13 protein-coding genes are annotated in these 16,034 nt (G+C 70.9%); 3 read left to right on the top strand and 10 right to left on the bottom strand.

All coding sequences use genetic code 11. From position 1 onward, the window contains the following. Positions 1–45: 45 nt before the first annotated feature. From AB3X10_RS00190 to AB3X10_RS00175, 4 genes are all read right to left on the bottom strand, one after another. Positions 46–858, bottom strand: coding sequence for a hypothetical protein (locus tag AB3X10_RS00190; RefSeq protein ID WP_369978015.1), 813 nt, complete (start codon positions 856–858; stop codon positions 46–48). A 124-nt stretch (positions 859–982) separates the two neighbouring features. Further along, complete coding sequence (gene ligD, locus AB3X10_RS00185) at positions 983–3,739, bottom strand: DNA ligase D (RefSeq protein WP_369978014.1); 2,757 nt, start codon at positions 3,737–3,739, stop codon at positions 983–985. A 6-nt stretch (positions 3,740–3,745) separates the two neighbouring features. Continuing rightward, on the bottom strand, positions 3,746–4,723 hold the full coding sequence (locus tag AB3X10_RS00180) for a Ku protein (RefSeq protein WP_369978013.1): 978 nt from the start codon (positions 4,721–4,723) through the stop codon (positions 3,746–3,748). Then, the gene (locus tag AB3X10_RS00175; protein WP_369978011.1) at positions 4,723–5,112 is read right to left on the bottom strand and encodes a hypothetical protein; all 390 of its coding nucleotides are present in this window, start codon (positions 5,110–5,112) and stop codon (positions 4,723–4,725) included. The genes AB3X10_RS00180 and AB3X10_RS00175 overlap by 1 nt, the downstream gene beginning before the upstream one ends. Before the next feature lie 168 nt (positions 5,113–5,280). Between AB3X10_RS00175 and AB3X10_RS00170 the strand changes: the two genes are divergently transcribed. After that, on the top strand, positions 5,281–5,574 hold the full coding sequence (locus tag AB3X10_RS00170; protein WP_369978009.1) for a hypothetical protein: 294 nt from the start codon (positions 5,281–5,283) through the stop codon (positions 5,572–5,574). Between the two features lie 104 nt (positions 5,575–5,678). Here AB3X10_RS00170 and AB3X10_RS00165 read toward each other — a convergent pair whose 3' ends face one another. The 3 genes from AB3X10_RS00165 to adh form a co-directional block, all read right to left on the bottom strand. After that, positions 5,679–6,074 carry a DUF779 domain-containing protein gene (locus AB3X10_RS00165; protein ID WP_369978007.1) on the bottom strand — a complete coding sequence of 132 codons (396 nt, stop codon included), beginning with the start codon at positions 6,072–6,074 and terminating at the stop codon, positions 5,679–5,681. Then, a complete protein-coding gene (adhP, locus tag AB3X10_RS00160; protein ID WP_369978005.1) occupies positions 6,074–7,102 on the bottom strand; it encodes an alcohol dehydrogenase AdhP in 1,029 nt (342 codons plus the stop codon). Before adhP ends, AB3X10_RS00165 begins: the two co-directional genes overlap by 1 nt. Before the next feature lie 265 nt (positions 7,103–7,367). Then, positions 7,368–8,897 (bottom strand): aldehyde dehydrogenase, encoded by a 1,530-nt coding sequence (gene adh, locus AB3X10_RS00155; protein WP_369978003.1) that lies wholly within the window; start codon positions 8,895–8,897, stop codon positions 7,368–7,370. A gap of 245 nt (positions 8,898–9,142) precedes the next feature. Here adh and AB3X10_RS00150 point away from each other — a divergent pair, with 245 nt between their 5' ends. Further along, on the top strand, positions 9,143–11,074 hold the full coding sequence (locus AB3X10_RS00150; protein WP_369978001.1) for a sigma-54-dependent Fis family transcriptional regulator: 1,932 nt from the start codon (positions 9,143–9,145) through the stop codon (positions 11,072–11,074). A gap of 39 nt (positions 11,075–11,113) precedes the next feature. Here AB3X10_RS00150 and AB3X10_RS00145 read toward each other — a convergent pair whose 3' ends face one another. From AB3X10_RS00145 to AB3X10_RS00135, 3 genes are all read right to left on the bottom strand, one after another. Then, complete coding sequence (locus AB3X10_RS00145) at positions 11,114–11,602, bottom strand: hypothetical protein (protein WP_369977999.1); 489 nt, start codon at positions 11,600–11,602, stop codon at positions 11,114–11,116. 294 nt (positions 11,603–11,896) lie between these two features. Next, the gene (locus AB3X10_RS00140; RefSeq protein ID WP_369977997.1) at positions 11,897–12,232 is read right to left on the bottom strand and encodes a hypothetical protein; all 336 of its coding nucleotides are present in this window, start codon (positions 12,230–12,232) and stop codon (positions 11,897–11,899) included. A gap of 163 nt (positions 12,233–12,395) precedes the next feature. Then, the gene (locus AB3X10_RS00135) at positions 12,396–14,516 is read right to left on the bottom strand and encodes a TonB-dependent receptor family protein (protein WP_369977996.1); all 2,121 of its coding nucleotides are present in this window, start codon (positions 14,514–14,516) and stop codon (positions 12,396–12,398) included. Between the two features lie 151 nt (positions 14,517–14,667). On the opposite strand from AB3X10_RS00135, the gene AB3X10_RS00130 reads away from it, so the two are divergent. Further along, positions 14,668–15,870, top strand: a complete 1,203-nt coding sequence (locus tag AB3X10_RS00130) for an aromatic amino acid transaminase (RefSeq protein WP_369977994.1) — start codon at positions 14,668–14,670, stop codon at positions 15,868–15,870. Positions 15,871–16,034 lie beyond the last annotated feature (164 nt).

Raw genomic sequence — 16,034 nt, 5'->3', positions numbered from 1 at the left:
CGGTACGCATCGCGCGCGGCCTGACGCCGCCGACGCGCGTTGCGGTCATTCGATCTCGAGCATGCCGCCGTCCATCAGCGCCTTGGCGATGGCATACACGTTGCGGGCGTCGGGGCGGATGCCGTCGGCGCCGAGCACCACGTGCTTGTCCTCGGCACCGTCCATCGCCCGTTCCAACACCTTGCCGTAGCGCAGGCTCAGGATCAGCGGCCCGAGCAGCATCGCGCGCTGCGCTTCGCTCGGCGCTGGGTCGGCGGTGCCGCGTTGTTGCTGCTGCGCGGCGTCGACCACAGCATTCCAGCCGGCGATGTAGGCGTCGGCCTCGATCGCCATGTTGTGGTTCAGTGCCTCCTGCGCCACCGGCGTGGCGTCGAAGTCGGTGCCCTTGGCCTGCGCTTCGCGCATGCCGGCTGCGACCTTCTCGGCCAGCGCGCGATCGAACTGGGCCTGGCGCTCGCTGACCGCCAGATGCACCGCCAGGTGCGCGAGCACGAACACCAGGTTGTCGGCCGCCACGTCGCCGCTGCGCAGCGCATGTGGGCGTGGCGCGTCGCGCAGCTGCTGCAGCAACCCGCTGCTCAGCACCAGGTCGTTGTCGAGCGCTGCGGCGGCGAACGCATGGTCCTTCACCACCGGCTGCTCGGCGACGATGCGGATGCGCTGCAATTGACCGGCATCGGCCAGTTGCAGCAGCTGCTCGCGCAGCGTCGGCGAGGCCTGCACCGAGGCACGCACCTGCTCGGCCTCGATGGCGCTGCCCTGGATCGCCGTCAGCACGGCATCGAAGCGGTCGGCTGCGAACGCCGGCACGGCGCACAGCCAGGCCAGCACGAAAACGCACAGTCGCATCCGCAGCATGGTCGAATCCTTTCGTCCCTATCCAGAAGCGGCGCAGCCTAGCATGGCCCGCGCGCGGTGCCGACGCGGGCGCGGTGGCGGCACCGGGCGCGCGGCGCGGGCGGCGGACGCGGGGCTGGAGGAATCAGCTCCCGGGCAACCGCTGCCGCAGCGTCGCCATCTCCTTCCACGGATGCTCGCGCAGCCGCGCGGCGCGCTGCAGCGCCTTGGCCAGCGGGAACGCCTGCGGCGAGGCGATGCGGGCCAGTTCCTCCCAGCGCAGCGGCACCGCCACGGTGGCGTGCTCGCGTGCGCGCAGCGACCACGAACACACGCTGGTATTGCCGCGGCCGTTGCGCAGCCAGTCGACGAAGATCACCCCGTTGCGCTTGGCCTTGCTCATCGTGGCCACGTAGCGCTCGGGCGCCGAGGCTGCCAGCGCCTGGGCGAAGGCTTCGCAGAAATCGCGCGCCTGCTCCCAGTCCGCGCCGGGCACGATCGGCACCACCACGTGCAGGCCCTTGCCGCCGGACAGGCGCACGAAGCTCTCCAGGCCGGTCTCGCGCAGGCGGGTGCGGATCTCGCGCGCGGCGGACTTGATCTGCGCCCAGCTCACGCCCTCGCCCGGATCCAGGTCGAACACCAGCCGGTCCGGGTGCTCGGGATCGTCCACGCTCGACCCCCAGGGATGCAGCTCCAGGGTGTTCATCTGCACCAGCTCCAGCAGGCCGGCGAGATCGTCGATGTACAGGTAGTCCTCGGTGCCGCTCTTCTGCTCCAGCGCGATCGCGTGCACGTGCTCGCCGAGCGCGCGGTTGTTGTGTTTCTGGAAGAAGCACTCGCCGCCGGCACCATCGGGACAGCGCAGCAGCGACAGCGGACGGTTGGAAACTTCCTGCAGCAGCCATGGCGCGATGGCGCGGTAGTACGCGGCGACCTCGCCCTTGCTGATGCCGGCGCCGGGGTACACCACGCGCTCCGGGTGGGTGATGACAACCGCCGCGGCCGCGGCATCGGCGCTGGCGGAGGAATCGGCTTTCTGCGCCGCGGTGCTTGCGCGCGGCGCGGGCTTGGCGGTCGCCGGTTTGCGCTTGGCGACGCCGTTTTTCGCGCCATCGCCGGCCGAAGCGCTGCGTTTCGCCGGCCTGGCCGATCCGCGCGCGGCCGGCGCGGTCTTCTTTGCCGATGCCGCAGCGCGCGCCGCCACGGCATGACTGCCCTGGCTTGCCGCCGGTGGTGGTGGTGGCGCGCGATCCCCGCCCAGATCCTGCAGCGGCTTGTCCTCGCGCAGGCGCTTGAACGCGGCCTGGCGCAGCAGCCCTTCCTTGGCCCAGCCGCGGAAGGCGACTTCGGCCACCAGCTGCGGCTGCACCCAGTGCACGCTGCGCCGCGGGAACGGCGCATGCGCGGGAATGTCCACCACCGCCTGCTCGCGCTGCAGCGCCTTCAGCTGCGCCGTCATCCGCCGCAATCCGGATTCGTCGAAGCCGGTGCCGACACGGCCGACATAGCGCAACCCGCCATCGCGGCGCTGCGCCAGCAGCAGCGAACCGAAGCCGCTGCGCGCGCCCTTGGGGTCGGTGTAGCCGACGATGACGAAGTCGTCGCTGTTCTCGTGCTTGGTCTTGACCCAGTCGCCGCCGCGGCCGCCGTGGTGGCGCGCGTCCACGCGCTTGCTGACCACGCCCTCGTAGCCCTTCGCCGCCGCCGCGGCGAACACCTCCGGGCCATGGCCGAGCACGTGGTCGCTGTAGGCCAGCACACCCGGCGTCTCGCCGAGCAGCGCGCGCAACAACTGCTTGCGCTGCAGCAGCGGGACCTCGCGCAGGTCCACGCCGGCCACGCCGAGCAGGTCGAACACCAGGTAGCGCAGCGGCTGCCTGGAGCTGCCGTCGATGACCCGCTGCAACGCGGAGAAATCGCTGCGGCCATCGGCATCGAGCACCACCAGTTCGCCGTCCAGCCACGCCTGGCTCACCGGCAGGGCCTGCACCGCGTGCGCGACCTCGGGGAAGCTCTCGGTCCAGGCCTGGTCGTTGCGCGAACGCAGCGTCGCCTGGCCGGCGTCCAGATCGGCGAGCAGGCGGTAGCCGTCCCACTTGATCTCGTGCAGCCACTGCGCGCCGTCGGGCGCGCGCTCGCGCAGCGTGGTCAGCTGCGCGCGCTCGCCGGGCGGGCACGGACGGTCGCGCGCGCCGTCCAGGGCCAGCGCGCGCTTGCGCCAGGCCGCATCGCCGCGCCGCGGCCGCGCGGCGGGTTTGGCCGTCGCACCTGCTGCGGCTGACGTGGCCGGCGCTGCGGCAGCCGCGGTTTTCTTGGAAGTCCTGCCGGCCTTGATGGGCTTGGTGGCCTTGGCCGCACGCTTCGGTGCGGACGAGGATGCCGGCGGTTCCTGCAGCAGGTCGTCGGCCTCGCGATCGGCGGCGAACGCATCGTCGCGCTTGATCAGCAGCCATTGCGGCTGCTTGCCGCGCAGCGCGGTGCGCACCAGTTTCCAATTGCCGTTGAGGCGCTCGCCGTGCAGCACGAAATCCAGCTTGCCGGCGGCGATCGCGGCCAGCGGCTCGCCGTCGCACGACCAGGTGCCGTGGTCGAACACATCGACATGGCCGGCGCCGTAATGGCCGTCGGGGATATCGCCGGCGAAACCCGCATAGGACAGCGGATGGTCCTCCACCTGCACCGCCAGGCGCTTTTCGCCCACCCGCAGCGACGGCCCCTTCGGCACCGCCCAGCTCTTCAGCACGCCGTCGGCTTCCAGGCGGAAATCGTAGTGGCGCGAACTGGCGTGGTGCAGCTGCACCACGAAGATCGGCCGCCGCGACGGTGCGGCGACACTGTCGTCGGCCGGTTCCGGAGTCGCGCCGAAGCGGCGCTTGCGGGCGTACTCGCGCAGCGTCATCGCGCCCTACCCCGCCTTGCGCCGCGCCGGCGCCTTGCTTGCGGCGGTCTTCTTCGCCGGCTTGGCCTTGCCCGCGGATTTCGCGCCAGGCTTGGCCGCCTTCTTCACCGCTTTCTTGGCCGGCGTTTTCGCGGTCTTGCGCACCGGCACGGACGCCTCCGCCTTCTTCGCCGGAGTGCGGCGCTTGGCGTCCAGGCTCTTCTGCAGCAGCGACATGAAATCCACCACATTGGTGGCGGCGTCCTCGCGCTGCGGCGCGTCGGCCTCGTCGTCCACCTGCGCGGTGCCTTCCTGCGCCTTGATCCGCTTCTGGATCACCGCGTGCAGGCGTTCGCGGAATTCGTCGTGATAGGCCGACGGATCCCACTTGCCCGACATCGAGCCGATCAGCTGCGCGGCCATCTCGGTTTCCTTGGCGCTGATCCGGTAGTCGGCGGCCTTGCCGCTGGGTAGCGTGTAGTCCTCCAGATCGACCAGTTCCTGCGGGTAGCGCAGCAGGATCAGCACCAGCGCGTCCTGCTGCGGCAGCACCGCCGACAGGTATTCGCGGGTGCGGATCACCACCCGCGCGATGCCGACCTTGCCGGTGGCGCGCAGCGTCTCGCGCAGCAGCACGTAGCCCTTCTCCGCCTTCTTGCCCGGCACCAGCACGTAGGGCTTCTCGAAATAGCGCAGGTCGATGTCGGCGGCATCGACGAAGGCCTCCACCTCCACCGTCTCGTGGCTCTCCGGCGCGGCCGAGGCGATGTCCTTCTGCTCGACCACCACGTAGTTGCCCTTGCTGTACTCGTAGGCCTTGACGATGTCCTTCCACGGCACCTCTTCGCCGGTGTCGGCGTTGACCCGCTCGAAGCGGATCGGGCGCTTGTCGCGCGAGTCGAGCATGCGGAAGTGCAGGTCGATGCGGCGTTCGCCGGACATCAGCGCCACCGGCACGTTGAGCAGGCCGAAGGACAGGGTGCCGGTCCAGATCGGGCGCGCCATCAGTGCGCCTCCACGCGCAGCGCCGGCGCCGGCAGGTGGTCCAGCGCCTGCCAGGCGTCCTCGATCACCGGCCGCGCCTGGCGCCAGTCCAGCTGCGATTCGCCGCGCACCTGCTCCCAGTGCGCGGCCAGTTCGCCGTCGGTGTCGGCCACCGGCCCGCGCGGCCAGCCGCCGGCGTGGGTGCGCAGCGCGAACGCGTAGGCCGGGCACAGGTCGCGCCACGCGGTGCCGTGGCGCGCGCGGCGCTGCCGGTAGTCGGCCAGGCTGTACTGGCGATAGTCCGGCGCGTCGTGCGGACGCGGGCCGGCGCCGCGGCGATGCGCCGCCGGCGGCAACGGGTCCAGGTGGGCATTGAACAGCAGCGGGGCGGGGCGGTCGCTGGGGCGCATGGCGGGAGTTCCGGGCGGCATCGGCGGCGGGGGGTAGGCAGCAGTAGCGCCGGTGCCGTTAGGCAGTCGTGACAAGCGCGTGGACGCGATGCGAGTGGTGGCGGTTTCACCGGAACCTCAACGCCGCGGGCGTAGCGTCGGCTGTCCACTCGCAACAAGGAATCGGCCATGTCCACACCCACCGACCCACTGCGTCGGACCGGCGCGGTCCCCGGCGAACAACGCGGCAAGCGCGACGGCCAGGACCGCGAGGACCGCGGCGCCGGCGATCGCCCCGAGACCATCGTCGAACACGAACCGCGCACCGGCGCGGACCGGCATGCGCCCGAGGCGGCGCCGGATGCCACGGGCGAAGACCGGGCGCGCCAGCACCGTGCCGACAGCAACCAGGACGAGGCGCTGGAGGAAACCTTCCCGGCCAGCGACCCGGTCTCGCCGTTCGTGCCGTCCAAGGCGCCGTAGGCCCGCCACAACCCCTTGTAGGAGCGGCTTCAGCCGCGACAGGACCTATCGATCCATGCAACCTGTCGCGGCTGAAGCCGCTCCTACAGGAGCCCTGCGCCCCGCTACACCTTCCCCGCCGCCTGCAGCGCCGCATACTCCTCGTCGCCGAACAGCCGCGAGCGCACCAGGAAGCGCACGCCCTCGCCGTTCTCCAGCGAGAACATGCCGCCGCGCCCGGGCACCACGTCGATGATCAGTTGCGTGTGCTTCCAGTATTCGAACTGCGAGGCGCTGATGTAGAACGGCGCGCCGCCGATCTCGCCCAGCTGCACGTCGCGGTCGCCGACGATGAAGTCATCCTGCGGATAGCACATCGGCGAGGAGCCGTCGCAACAGCCGCCGGACTGGTGGAACAGCAGCGGCCCGTGCCGCGCGCGCAACCTGTCGATCAGCTGCAGCGCCGGCAGTGTCGCCAGTACCTGCAGCGGCACGCCGGAGGCGGGCGCGGCGGCGTCCATCAGGCGGCCATGTCCAGCACGATGCGGCCTTCGATCTGGCCGGCGCGCATGCGCGCGAACACGTCGTTGATGTTCTCCAGCGTGTCGGTGGCCACGGTCGCGGCGACCTTGCCCTGTTCGGCGAAGTCCAGCGATTCCTGCAGGTCCAGGCGCGTGCCGACGATCGAGCCGCGCACGGTCACGCCGTTGAGCACCATGCCGAAGATGTCCAGCGGGAACTGGCCCGGCGGCAGCCCGTTCAGCGACACCGTGCCGCCGCGGCGGACCATGCCGATCGCCTGCTCGAACGCCTTCGGCGACACCGCGGTGACCAGCGCGCCGTGCGCGCCGCCGATCTCCTTCTTCAGGTAGGCCACCGGATCGGTGGTCAGCGCGTTGACCGTCACCGTGGCGCCCAGGCGCCTGGCCAGCGCCAGCTTGGCGTCGTCCACGTCCACCGCGGCCACGTTCAGGCCCATCGCCTTGGCGTACTGCACGGCCATGTGGCCGAGCCCGCCGATGCCGGAGATCACCACCCAGTTGCCGGGCTTGGTGTCGGTGACCTTCAGGCCCTTGTACACGGTGACGCCGGCGCACAGGATCGGCGCGATCTCGACGAAGCCGATGGTCTTCGGCAGGTGGCCGACGTAGTCGGCATTGGCCAGCGCGTATTCGGCGAAACCGCCATTGACCGAGTAGCCGGAGTTCTGCTGCGCCTCGCACAGCGTTTCCCAGCCGCCCAGGCAGTGTTCGCAATGCCCGCAGGCCGAATACAGCCACGGGATGCCGACCCGGTCGCCTTCCTTGACGTGGCCGACGCCGGCGCCGACCGCGACCACATGGCCCACGCCCTCGTGGCCGGGGATGAACGGCGGGTTCGGCTTCACCGGCCAGTCGCCCTCGGCCGCGTGCAGGTCGGTGTGGCACACGCCGCAGGCCTCGATCTTGACCAGGATGTCGCCGGCCTGCGGCCGCGGCACCTCCACTTCCTCGATCGTCAGCGGCTGGCCGAACGCGCGGACCACGGCGGCTTTCATCGTCTTGTTCATGCAGCACTCCTTGGGAGAACGGGTGACGGCACCATCGCTGATCCGGCGGTGGCGCGCTTTGATCCAAATCAGGAAGTGGCGTCCGCTGCGCCACCCTGGCGCGAGCGCGGCCTGCCCGGCCGGCCGCGCAGGCCGCGCTCGCGGCGACGGGCAGGCGCGCACGGCACCGCCATGCGCCACCATGCGCCGGCAGCGCGACGTTCGCCGTGAGCACGCGCGCGGCGCGCGGCCGCCGCCGAGCGCAGCCCCGCCGCCGCGGCTGGACTCAGAAGAAGCCCAGCGCCTTCGGCGAATAGCTGACCAGCAGGTTCTTGGTCTGCTGGTAGTGGTCGAGCATCATCTTGTGGTTCTCGCGGCCGATGCCCGATTGCTTGTAACCGCCGAACGCGGCGTGCGCCGGATAGGCGTGGTAGCAGTTGGTCCACACCCGCCCGGCCTGGATCGCGCGGCCCATGCGGTACAGCCGCGCCGCATCGCGGCTCCACACGCCGGCGCCCAGCCCGTACAGCGTGTCGTTGGCGATCGCCAGCGCCTCGGCCTCGTCCTTGAACGTGGTCACCGACACCACCGGGCCGAAGATCTCCTCCTGGAACACGCGCATCTTGTTGTGGCCCTTGAACACCGTCGGCTTGACGTAGAACCCGCCGGCCAGCTCGCCGTCGAGCGTGTTGCGCTCGCCGCCGATCAACACCTCGGCCCCTTCCTGCTTGCCGATGTCGATGTAGGACAGGATCTTCTCCAGCTGCTCGCTGGAGGCCTGCGCGCCGAGCATGGTGTTGGGATCCAGCGGATTGCCCTGCTTGATCGCGGCCACGCGCTTGAGCGCCTTCTCCATGAACCTGTCGTAGATCGATTCCTGGATCAGCGCGCGCGACGGACAGGTGCACACCTCGCCCTGGTTGAACGCGAACAGCACGAAGCCCTCGATCGCCTTGTCCAGGAAATCGTCGTCCTCGGCCATCACGTCGGCGAAGAAGATGTTCGGCGACTTGCCGCCCAGCTCCAGCGTCACCGGGATCAGGTTCTGGCTGGCGTACTGCATGATCAGCCGGCCGGTGGTGGTCTCGCCGGTGAAGGCGATCTTGGCGATGCGCGGGCTGCTGGCCAGCGGCTTGCCCGCTTCCAGGCCGAAGCCGTTGACCACGTTGAGCACGCCCGGCGGCAGCAGGTCGCCGATCACCTCCATCAGCACCAGGATCGAGGCCGGGGTCTGCTCGGCCGGCTTCATCACCACGCAGTTGCCGGCGGCGATCGCCGGCGCCAGCTTCCAGCACGCCATCAGCAGCGGGAAGTTCCACGGGATGATCTGCCCGACCACGCCCAGCGGCTCGTGGAAGTGGTAGGCGATGGTGTCGCTGTCGATCTCGGAGATGCCGCCTTCCTGCGCGCGGATGGCGCCGGCGAAGTAGCGGAAGTGGTCGGCGCACAGCGGCACGTCGGCGTTGAGCGTCTCGCGCAGCGGCTTGCCGTTGTCCCAGGTCTCGGCATAGGCCAGCAGTTCCAGGTTCTGCTCGATGCGGTCGGCGATCTTCAGCAGCGCGTTGCTGCGCTCGGTGGCCGAGGTCTTGCCCCAGGCGTCCTTGGCCGCGTGCGCCGCGTCCAGCGCGGCCTCGATGTCCTGCGCGTCGGAGCGCGCCACCGAGGTGAACACCTTGCCGGTGATCGGCGTGCTGTTGTCGAAATAGCGTCCGCTCTTGGGTTCCACCCATTGGCCGCCGATGAAATTGCCGTAACGCGACTTGAAGATGGATTGCGGATCGGTGGCATGCGGCTTGGCGGTGGTGACGGCGTTCATCGGGGTCTCCTGCGGCGGTGGGAAGGGGATGCGGCATGCCGCATCCGGGTAGGCGGTAACCGCAAGAGCGATGCCAAGTTCCAGGTGCTGCGCTGCGTCATGCCGCCGCACCGCGACGCATCGACGCACCCGCCCGATTCCTGCTGCGGCGCGTCACGTCTGCCGATTGCGCGCGGGCCGCGGATGTGGTGTTTATCGGAACACCCGTCGCAACACCTGTCGCAATATGCGACAGCGGAGCCGCCATGGCGCACCCGCAATCGCAACACCAGCTCGGCCACGCACGCCGCATGTTCTTCGAACGCGGCGGCGCGCCGGTCGGCCAGGTACCGGACACCATCCTGCAGTCGTGGCAGCGCTGCCAGCGCCTGGGCCTGGCCGCGCAGGGCACGCCGCCGATCGAGCCGGTCAGCGCGCCACGCCTGCGCGAACTGCGCGAGGCGCACGAACGCCTGTGGCGGCTGGCCCGCGCCGAACTGGAAGGCCTGGCCGGCGATGCCGCCGCCACCGGCAGCATCGTGCTGCTGACCGACGAGGCCGGCTGGATCCTCGACGCCGAAGGCAGCCCGCGCTTCCTCGACAAGGCCGGGCGCGTGGCGCTGATGCCGGGCGCGTGCTGGAGCGAGACCCAGGTCGGCACCAACGCGATCGGCACCGCCATCGTCGAGAGCCGCTCGGTGGAGGTGCGCGGCGGCGAGCATTACTTCGCGCCGCACCAGATCCTCAGCTGCGCCGCGGTGCCGATCTTCGACCCCTACGGCCAGCTCGCCGGCGTGCTCGACATTTCCGGCGACGCCAGCGTGCAGCACATGCACGCGCTGGGCCTGGCGCGGATGGCGGTGGCCAGCATCGAGCACCGCTATTTCGACGACGGCATCGCCGGCTGCGAACTGCTGCGCGTGCATCACGATCCGGCGCTGCTCGGCACCGCGCGCGAAGGCCTGCTCGCGTTCCGCAACGGCAGGCTGGTGGCGGCCAATCAGGCCGGCCTGCGCCTGTTCGGGCTGGAGCGGCACGAGCTCGGCCGCGCGCCTTACGACGCCCTGTTCGAAGAGCCGCTGTCGCGGCTGCGCCAGCAGGGCAGCGTGTTCGACCTGCAGGGCCGCGCCCTGCACGGCCGCGTCGACAGCGCCGGCGACGCACAGCCGCGGCGGCGTTCGCAGCAACCGCCGATCACCGTGTCCGCCGCGGTGCGCGCGCATCCGCCTGCCGATGCGCCGCTGTTCGATGCCGCGCAGGAGCTGGCGCTGGAGCGCGCACGGCGCGTGCTGGATGCGCAGCTGCCGGTGCTGGTGCAGGGCGAGACCGGAACCGGCAAGGAAGTGTTCGCGCGCGAGCTGCATCGGCGCAGCGCGCGCGCCGGCAAGCCGTTCGTCGCGGTGAATTGCGCGGCACTGCCGGAAGGCCTGATCGAGGCGGAACTGTTTGGCTACGAGGACGGCGCCTTCACCGGCGCGCGCAAGCACGGCAGTCCCGGCCTGCTGCGCCAGGCCGACGGCGGCGTGCTGTTCCTGGACGAGATCGGCGACATGCCGCTGGCCCTGCAGCCGCGCCTGCTGCGCGTGCTGCAGGAGCGCGAGCTGCTGCCGCTGGGCGGCGGCAAGCCGGTGAAGCTGGACTTCGCGCTGGTCTGCGCCACCCATCGCGACCTGGACGAGGCGATGGCCGAGCGCCGCTTCCGTCCCGACCTGTACTACCGCATCGCCCACCACAGCGTGCAGATCCCGGCGCTGCGCGCGCATCCGGATCGGCGCGCACTGGTGCAGGAGCTGTGGGCGCGGGTGGGGCAGGGCCGGCGCCTGACCGACGCGGCGCTGGCCACGCTGAGCGCCTATCCCTGGCCGGGCAACCTGCGCCAGTTGGTGGCCTGCCTGCGCACGCTGGTCGCGCTGAGCGATGCCGGCGCCGTGGTCGACGCCGATGCGTTGCCGGCCTATCTGCCGGGTGCGCGGCGCGGCCTGTCCGCGGCCGGCGGCGCGGCCGGGCCAGGGCAGGGCGCATCGCCGGGCGAACCGCCGGCGAGCGCCTCGCCGCCCGCGACCGACCTGGACAGTCTCGCCCTGGCGGCGATGCGCCAGGCGCTGGAGGCCTGCGGCGGCAACGTCGCCCGCGCCGCGCGCCAGCTCGGCATCAGCCGCAGCACGCTGTACCGCCGGCTCGGGCCGGGCACGCGCTGAGCGCCGCCACCGGCATTGCCCGGCGCGACGACGGCGCCGCTATCGCGGCGGCGGCGGAGCATGCGCTTTCGGCGCCAACGCGGCGTGCGCGCTGTCGCGCTGGATCTGCTGGCGGGTGGCTTCGGCCTGGGTCTTGATCGCCGGCGACGCGGCGGGATTGGCCGCGACGAACGCCGCCAGCTGCATCGCCAAACCCGGATCCATCAGCCGCAGCAGGCCCAGCGCATTGCCTTGCCGGCCGGGGTCGCCCGAGGTGATGTCGGCGTAGAACAACTCCACGTACCTGCTCTGCAGGGTACGCGCGAACTCGCTCTTCTTGTCCTCCACGCTGAGCCTGGCCAGCGCCAGCTGGCCTGCGGAAATCTTGTCGGCGGCGGCATTGCCGTAGAAGGCCAGCACCGCCATCGCCAGCGGTGCCAGCATCTTCTCCATGATCCAGAACACGCGCTCGGCCAGGGTCTTGTCCGCCTCCAGCTTCTGCTTGAGGCGGGCGATGTCGGCCAGCAACCGGTCGAGCTTGTCTTCCACGGCAACGCCTCCACGACCTCGGCGCCCGCATGGACCATCCATGCGGCGGCACCGGTCGTGGCGGCACTGCACGCGGCACGCGGGCTGTGGACGCATGCCGCGGTCCGCACCTCGGCCGCCGTTCGATCGGTGCTCCCGTCTAAGCGTCGCTAGCGGCGGTTTGTGAAAACAGGATGCGCCATGCGCCGCATGGGGCGCGGCTCGCGCTTACGCGCAGGCATGCCGCGATCGCACTCTCTGGATCGGCTGTGCGCCATTGCCGTCCGCAACGCGCAGCGTCGCCCGAATGCGACCTCAGGGAACGATGCGAACGCTCTTCACGAACAGCAGCCGCTCGTCCGGGCCAGGACCGGCGATGCGGTCGCCGTTGGCTTCGGTGGCGTACTCCAGCGCGACCCGCTTTCCCTTGACCGCCTTCTTCAGCACGAACACGTCGCTTTCCGGCTCGGCGGCGAACCAGTCGCCGCAGCGGGTCGCGCAATAGGCGTCCACGTCCTGGCCGTTGGCGGCGCGCACGACGATGCGCATGTCGTCGACGCCGCCGCCATCGACCAGCGTGCCGGTGACGGAGGCGGCCAGCGCGGTGGCCGGTGCGAAGGCGGCAAGCACCAGCAGCAATGCAGTCTTCATGCGCGTCTCCAAAAGCGAAGGGGTTACGAAGCCAGGCTCTTGCGACGTTCGGTTGCACGAGGCTTCGCCGGTACCCGCATCCGCTCCTGCGTGGCACCGTCCCCCGAAAAGGGGGCCGTGGTCCCGATGGGAGAAGGAGGCTGCATTGCTTCGACAGCCACGCTCAATGCGCGAAATCCCATTGCAGTCCGACCGTATAGCCGCGGTCCGGTCCCGGCTCGTAGTAACGGCCATTGGCGTCGTTGACGATGACCGAGCCGATGTAGGCGTGGTCGAGCGCATTGTCGATGCGCGCGAAGGTGCGCAGCGCACCGTGCGCGGTGCTCCAGCGGCGCGAGGCCTCCAGGTTCAGCAGCGCGTAGCCCGGCGCGGTCTCGGTGGCCAGGTCGTTCGCCACGGTGTCGCCGGCGGCCACGGCTTCGACCGCGAACTGCCAGGCGCGCGGCTGCCACTGCCAGCGCGCGAAGAACTGCTGGCGCGGCACGCCGGGCAGACGCGACCCGGCCGCCACCCGCGCGGTGGGCGTGGCGCAGCCGCTGCTGGCGCAGGTCAGGTAGGCCTGGCGCACGGTCGCCTGCAGCCAGGTATAGGACAGCTGCAGCTGCGCGGTCTCCCCGAGCGGCAGCAGGTAGCTGGCCTCGGCGCCCTGGCGGCGGGTGCGGCCGATGTTGCGGTAGGTGCTGCGGCCGTTGGTGTTGCTGGCCACCGCCAGCTCGTCGTCGGTATTGGCGCGGAACAGCGCCGCTTCCCAGGCCGCGCCGGCCTGGTCGCGCCATTTCGCGCCCAGTTCCAGGTTCTCGCTCCTGGCCGCGGACAGGTCCAGCGCCAGGCCGGCGCCGCCGTCGTTGCGGTAGCCCAGTTCGTTGAAGGTCGGGGTCTCGAAACCGCGCCCGGCCGACGCGTAGAAGCGCAGGTCGTCGCTGGCGCGGAACACTACCCCGGCCACCGGCGTGGTCGCCGAATAATCGGTGCTGCCGCTGTCGTCCGGATTGCGGCCGACGATGTAGGCGTCGTCGGAACGGAACCGCACCTGGCTGTGGCGCAGCCCGGCCAGCAGCGACCAGCGTTCGCTGAACTGCCACCAGGCCTGGGCGAACTGGTCCACGTTCTGCACCTGGTCCTCCTGGTCGCGGCGCAGCCGCCCCTTCACCCCCAGCGTGCTGCCGACGAAGTTCTCGTAGCCGGTGCGGTGCTGCTTCTGGCGGTCGGCATTGGCGCCGACGGTGAACTGGAACGGGCGCCCGCCGAGCTCGCCCTGCCAGGCCCAGCGCGCATCGACGCCGCCGTAGTCGCCGTCCAGGTCGATCAGCCCGCCGGCGTGCAGCGGATTGGCCTGCACCGCCACCGGCACCGCCAGGTACTGCTGCACGTCGCGGCGCCCGGCATAGCCCATCAGCCGCCAGGTCTGCTGGTCCAGCTGCTGGGTGAAGATCGCCCCGGCCTGCGCCTGGCGCGTGGACTTGCGCGTGTCGAACTGGGTCGCCACGGCGGTGGCCTGCTGCGGATCGGCATGGAACTGGGCGCGGGTCAGGCCCAGCGGATCCTGCGCCCACGGCGCGTCCAGGTAGTTCAGCACCAGATCCAGGCGCCGGCCCGGGGCCAGGTCGAAGCCGAGCTTGGCGTTGACCGACTCGCGCCGCGCCTGGCTGTGGTCGCGGTAGCCGTCGGTGCGGAAGTGGGTGGCGGCCACGTTGTAGTGCACGGCGCCTTGCTGGCCCTGCAGTTGCGCCCCGGCGCTGTAGGTGCCGTTGCTGCCGGCGGTGGTGCGCAGCCGCCACGGGTCGTCGGGCGCGCCGTCGGCGCTCCACAGCTGCACCACGCCGCCGGAGGAGTTGCCGTACAGCGCCGAGAACGGGCCGCGCAGCACCTCGATGCGCTCGGCACCGAGCAGGTTGAAGTGCGACAGCTGGCCCTGGCCGTCCGGCATCGTCGCCGGGATGCCGTCCAGCAGCAGGCGCACGCCGCGCACGCCGAACGCCGAGCGCGCGCCGAAGCCGCGGATCGACAATTGGGTGTCCTGCGCGTAGTTCTGGCGGTCGCGTGCCAGCAGCCCGGGCACGCCGGACAAGGCCTCGGAGACCTGCACCCCGGTGCGGTTGCTGTCGCCCAGCCTGATCGTGGTCAGCGAGGCCGGCAGGTCGAAATCGTCCACGCCGCCGACCCGCGCGGCCTGGACCTGCACGACCGGCAGGGTGGCGGGATCGGCATCGGCGGCGCAGACGACGGGCGACAGCCCCGCGGCGCAGAGGCCGCAGAGCACAACGAGGGGATGGGGACGGGGCATCCGCGCATCATCGCGCATGCGCCGCCCGGCCGCACCCCGCACGGCGCAAAGCCCCGCCACGCAAGGCCTGCGTTTGCTAGGATGGGGCGTTTGACCGCGCCGGCTCCGGTCCCTCCCGGCCCCCACCCTTCGCCACCGAACGAGTACCGCCGTGTCCTTCTTTGCAAACGTGGAACAGGTCCCAGGCGACCCGATCCTGGGCCTGACCGAGGCCTACAACGCCGATTCCCGCCCGACCAAGGTCAACCTGGGCGTGGGCATCTATTACGACGAGAGCGGCCGCATCCCGCTGCTGCGCGCCGTCCAGCAGATCGAACAGCAGCTGGCGCAGGACGCCAAACCGCGCGGCTACCTGCCGATCGACGGCCTGCCGGCCTACGACCTGGCCACGCAGAAGCTGCTGTTCGGCGCCGAGTCGCCGCTGCTGGCGGCCGGCCGCGTCGCCACCTCGCAGACTATCGGCGGCAGCGGCGCGCTGCGCGTGGGCGCGGACCTGTTGAAGAAGCTGCTGTCCACCTCGACCATCGCCATCAGCAACCCGAGCTGGGAAAACCACCGCGCGGTGTTCTCCGCCGCCGGCTTCGACGTGGTCGACTACACCTACTTCGACGCGGCCACGCACGGCCTGAACTTCGACGGCATGCTCGCCGACCTGAACAAGCTCGCGCCGGGCACCGTGGTGCTGCTGCACGCCTGCTGCCACAACCCGACCGGCGCCGACCTGACCCAGGAACAGTGGCGCACCGTCGCCGCGCTGCTGAAGGAACGCCAGCTGTTCCCGTTCGTCGACATCGCCTACCAGGGCTTCGACAAGGGCATCGACGAAGACGCCTACGCGGTGCGCCTGCTGGCCGAGGCCGGCGTGGACAGCTACGTGGTCGCCAGCTCGTACTCCAAGTCGTTCTCGCTGTACGGCGAGCGCGTGGGCGCGCTGTCGGTGGTCTCGGCCACCGCGGCCGAGAGCAAGGCGGTGCAGTCGCAGGTCAAGCGCATCATCCGCACCATCTACTCCAGCCCGTCCACGCACGGCGCCGCGCTGGTGGCCGGCGTGCTCAACAGCCCCGAGCTGCGCGCGATGTGGGAGCAGGAACTGACCGAGATGCGCGAACGCATCCACGCGCTGCGCGCCGGCATGGTGCAGAAGCTGGCCGCCCTCGGCGCGCCGGAGTTCGGCTTCATCCAGCAGCAGGCCGGCATGTTCTCCTACTCGGGCCTGAGCAAGGCGCAGGTGGACCGGCTGCGCGAGGAGTTCGGCATCTACGCCGTCGGCACCGGCCGCATCTGCGTGGCCGCGCTGAGCCAGAACAACCTGGACTACGTGACCCAGGCCGTGGCGGCCGTGCACAAGGGCTGATCGCTCGCGTCGGCGTCGCAACACGAAGCCGGAAGCGCACGCGCTTCCGGCTTTTTTGTGCGCACGTCTCAGCTCGCCATCGTCCGGCCGTTGTCGCACGGGCTTCAGCCCCGCTCATGGCCCACTGCAGGGCACCAACCTTCCATCGTTCCCCTTGGATGCGA

The organism is Xanthomonas sp. DAR 80977 (assembly GCF_041240605.1).
In the GTDB taxonomy this organism is placed as follows: domain Bacteria; phylum Pseudomonadota; class Gammaproteobacteria; order Xanthomonadales; family Xanthomonadaceae; genus Xanthomonas_A; species Xanthomonas_A bundabergensis.
This window is presented reverse-complemented; position numbering and strand designations above follow the sequence as displayed.

Bases quoted from the DNA above. Each gene is read 5' to 3' on its own strand.
- AB3X10_RS00190 (WP_369978015.1), bottom strand. From the start codon at position 858: ATGCTGCGGATGCGACTGTGCGTTTTCGTGCTGGCCTGGCTGTGCGCC.
- AB3X10_RS00180 (WP_369978013.1), bottom strand. From the start codon at position 4,723: ATGGCGCGCCCGATCTGGACCGGCACCCTGTCCTTCGGCCTGCTCAAC.
- AB3X10_RS00165 (WP_369978007.1), bottom strand. From the start codon at position 6,074: ATGGACGCCGCCGCGCCCGCCTCCGGCGTGCCGCTGCAGGTACTGGCG.
- AB3X10_RS00170 (WP_369978009.1), top strand. From the start codon at position 5,281: ATGTCCACACCCACCGACCCACTGCGTCGGACCGGCGCGGTCCCCGGC.
- AB3X10_RS00175 (WP_369978011.1), bottom strand. From the start codon at position 5,112: ATGCGCCCCAGCGACCGCCCCGCCCCGCTGCTGTTCAATGCCCACCTG.
- AB3X10_RS00150 (WP_369978001.1), top strand. From the start codon at position 9,143: ATGGCGCACCCGCAATCGCAACACCAGCTCGGCCACGCACGCCGCATG.
- adhP (WP_369978005.1), bottom strand. From the start codon at position 7,102: ATGAACAAGACGATGAAAGCCGCCGTGGTCCGCGCGTTCGGCCAGCCG.
- AB3X10_RS00135 (WP_369977996.1), bottom strand. From the start codon at position 14,516: ATGCCCCGTCCCCATCCCCTCGTTGTGCTCTGCGGCCTCTGCGCCGCG.
- ligD (WP_369978014.1), bottom strand. From the start codon at position 3,739: ATGACGCTGCGCGAGTACGCCCGCAAGCGCCGCTTCGGCGCGACTCCG.
- adh (WP_369978003.1), bottom strand. From the start codon at position 8,897: ATGAACGCCGTCACCACCGCCAAGCCGCATGCCACCGATCCGCAATCC.
- AB3X10_RS00140 (WP_369977997.1), bottom strand. From the start codon at position 12,232: ATGAAGACTGCATTGCTGCTGGTGCTTGCCGCCTTCGCACCGGCCACC.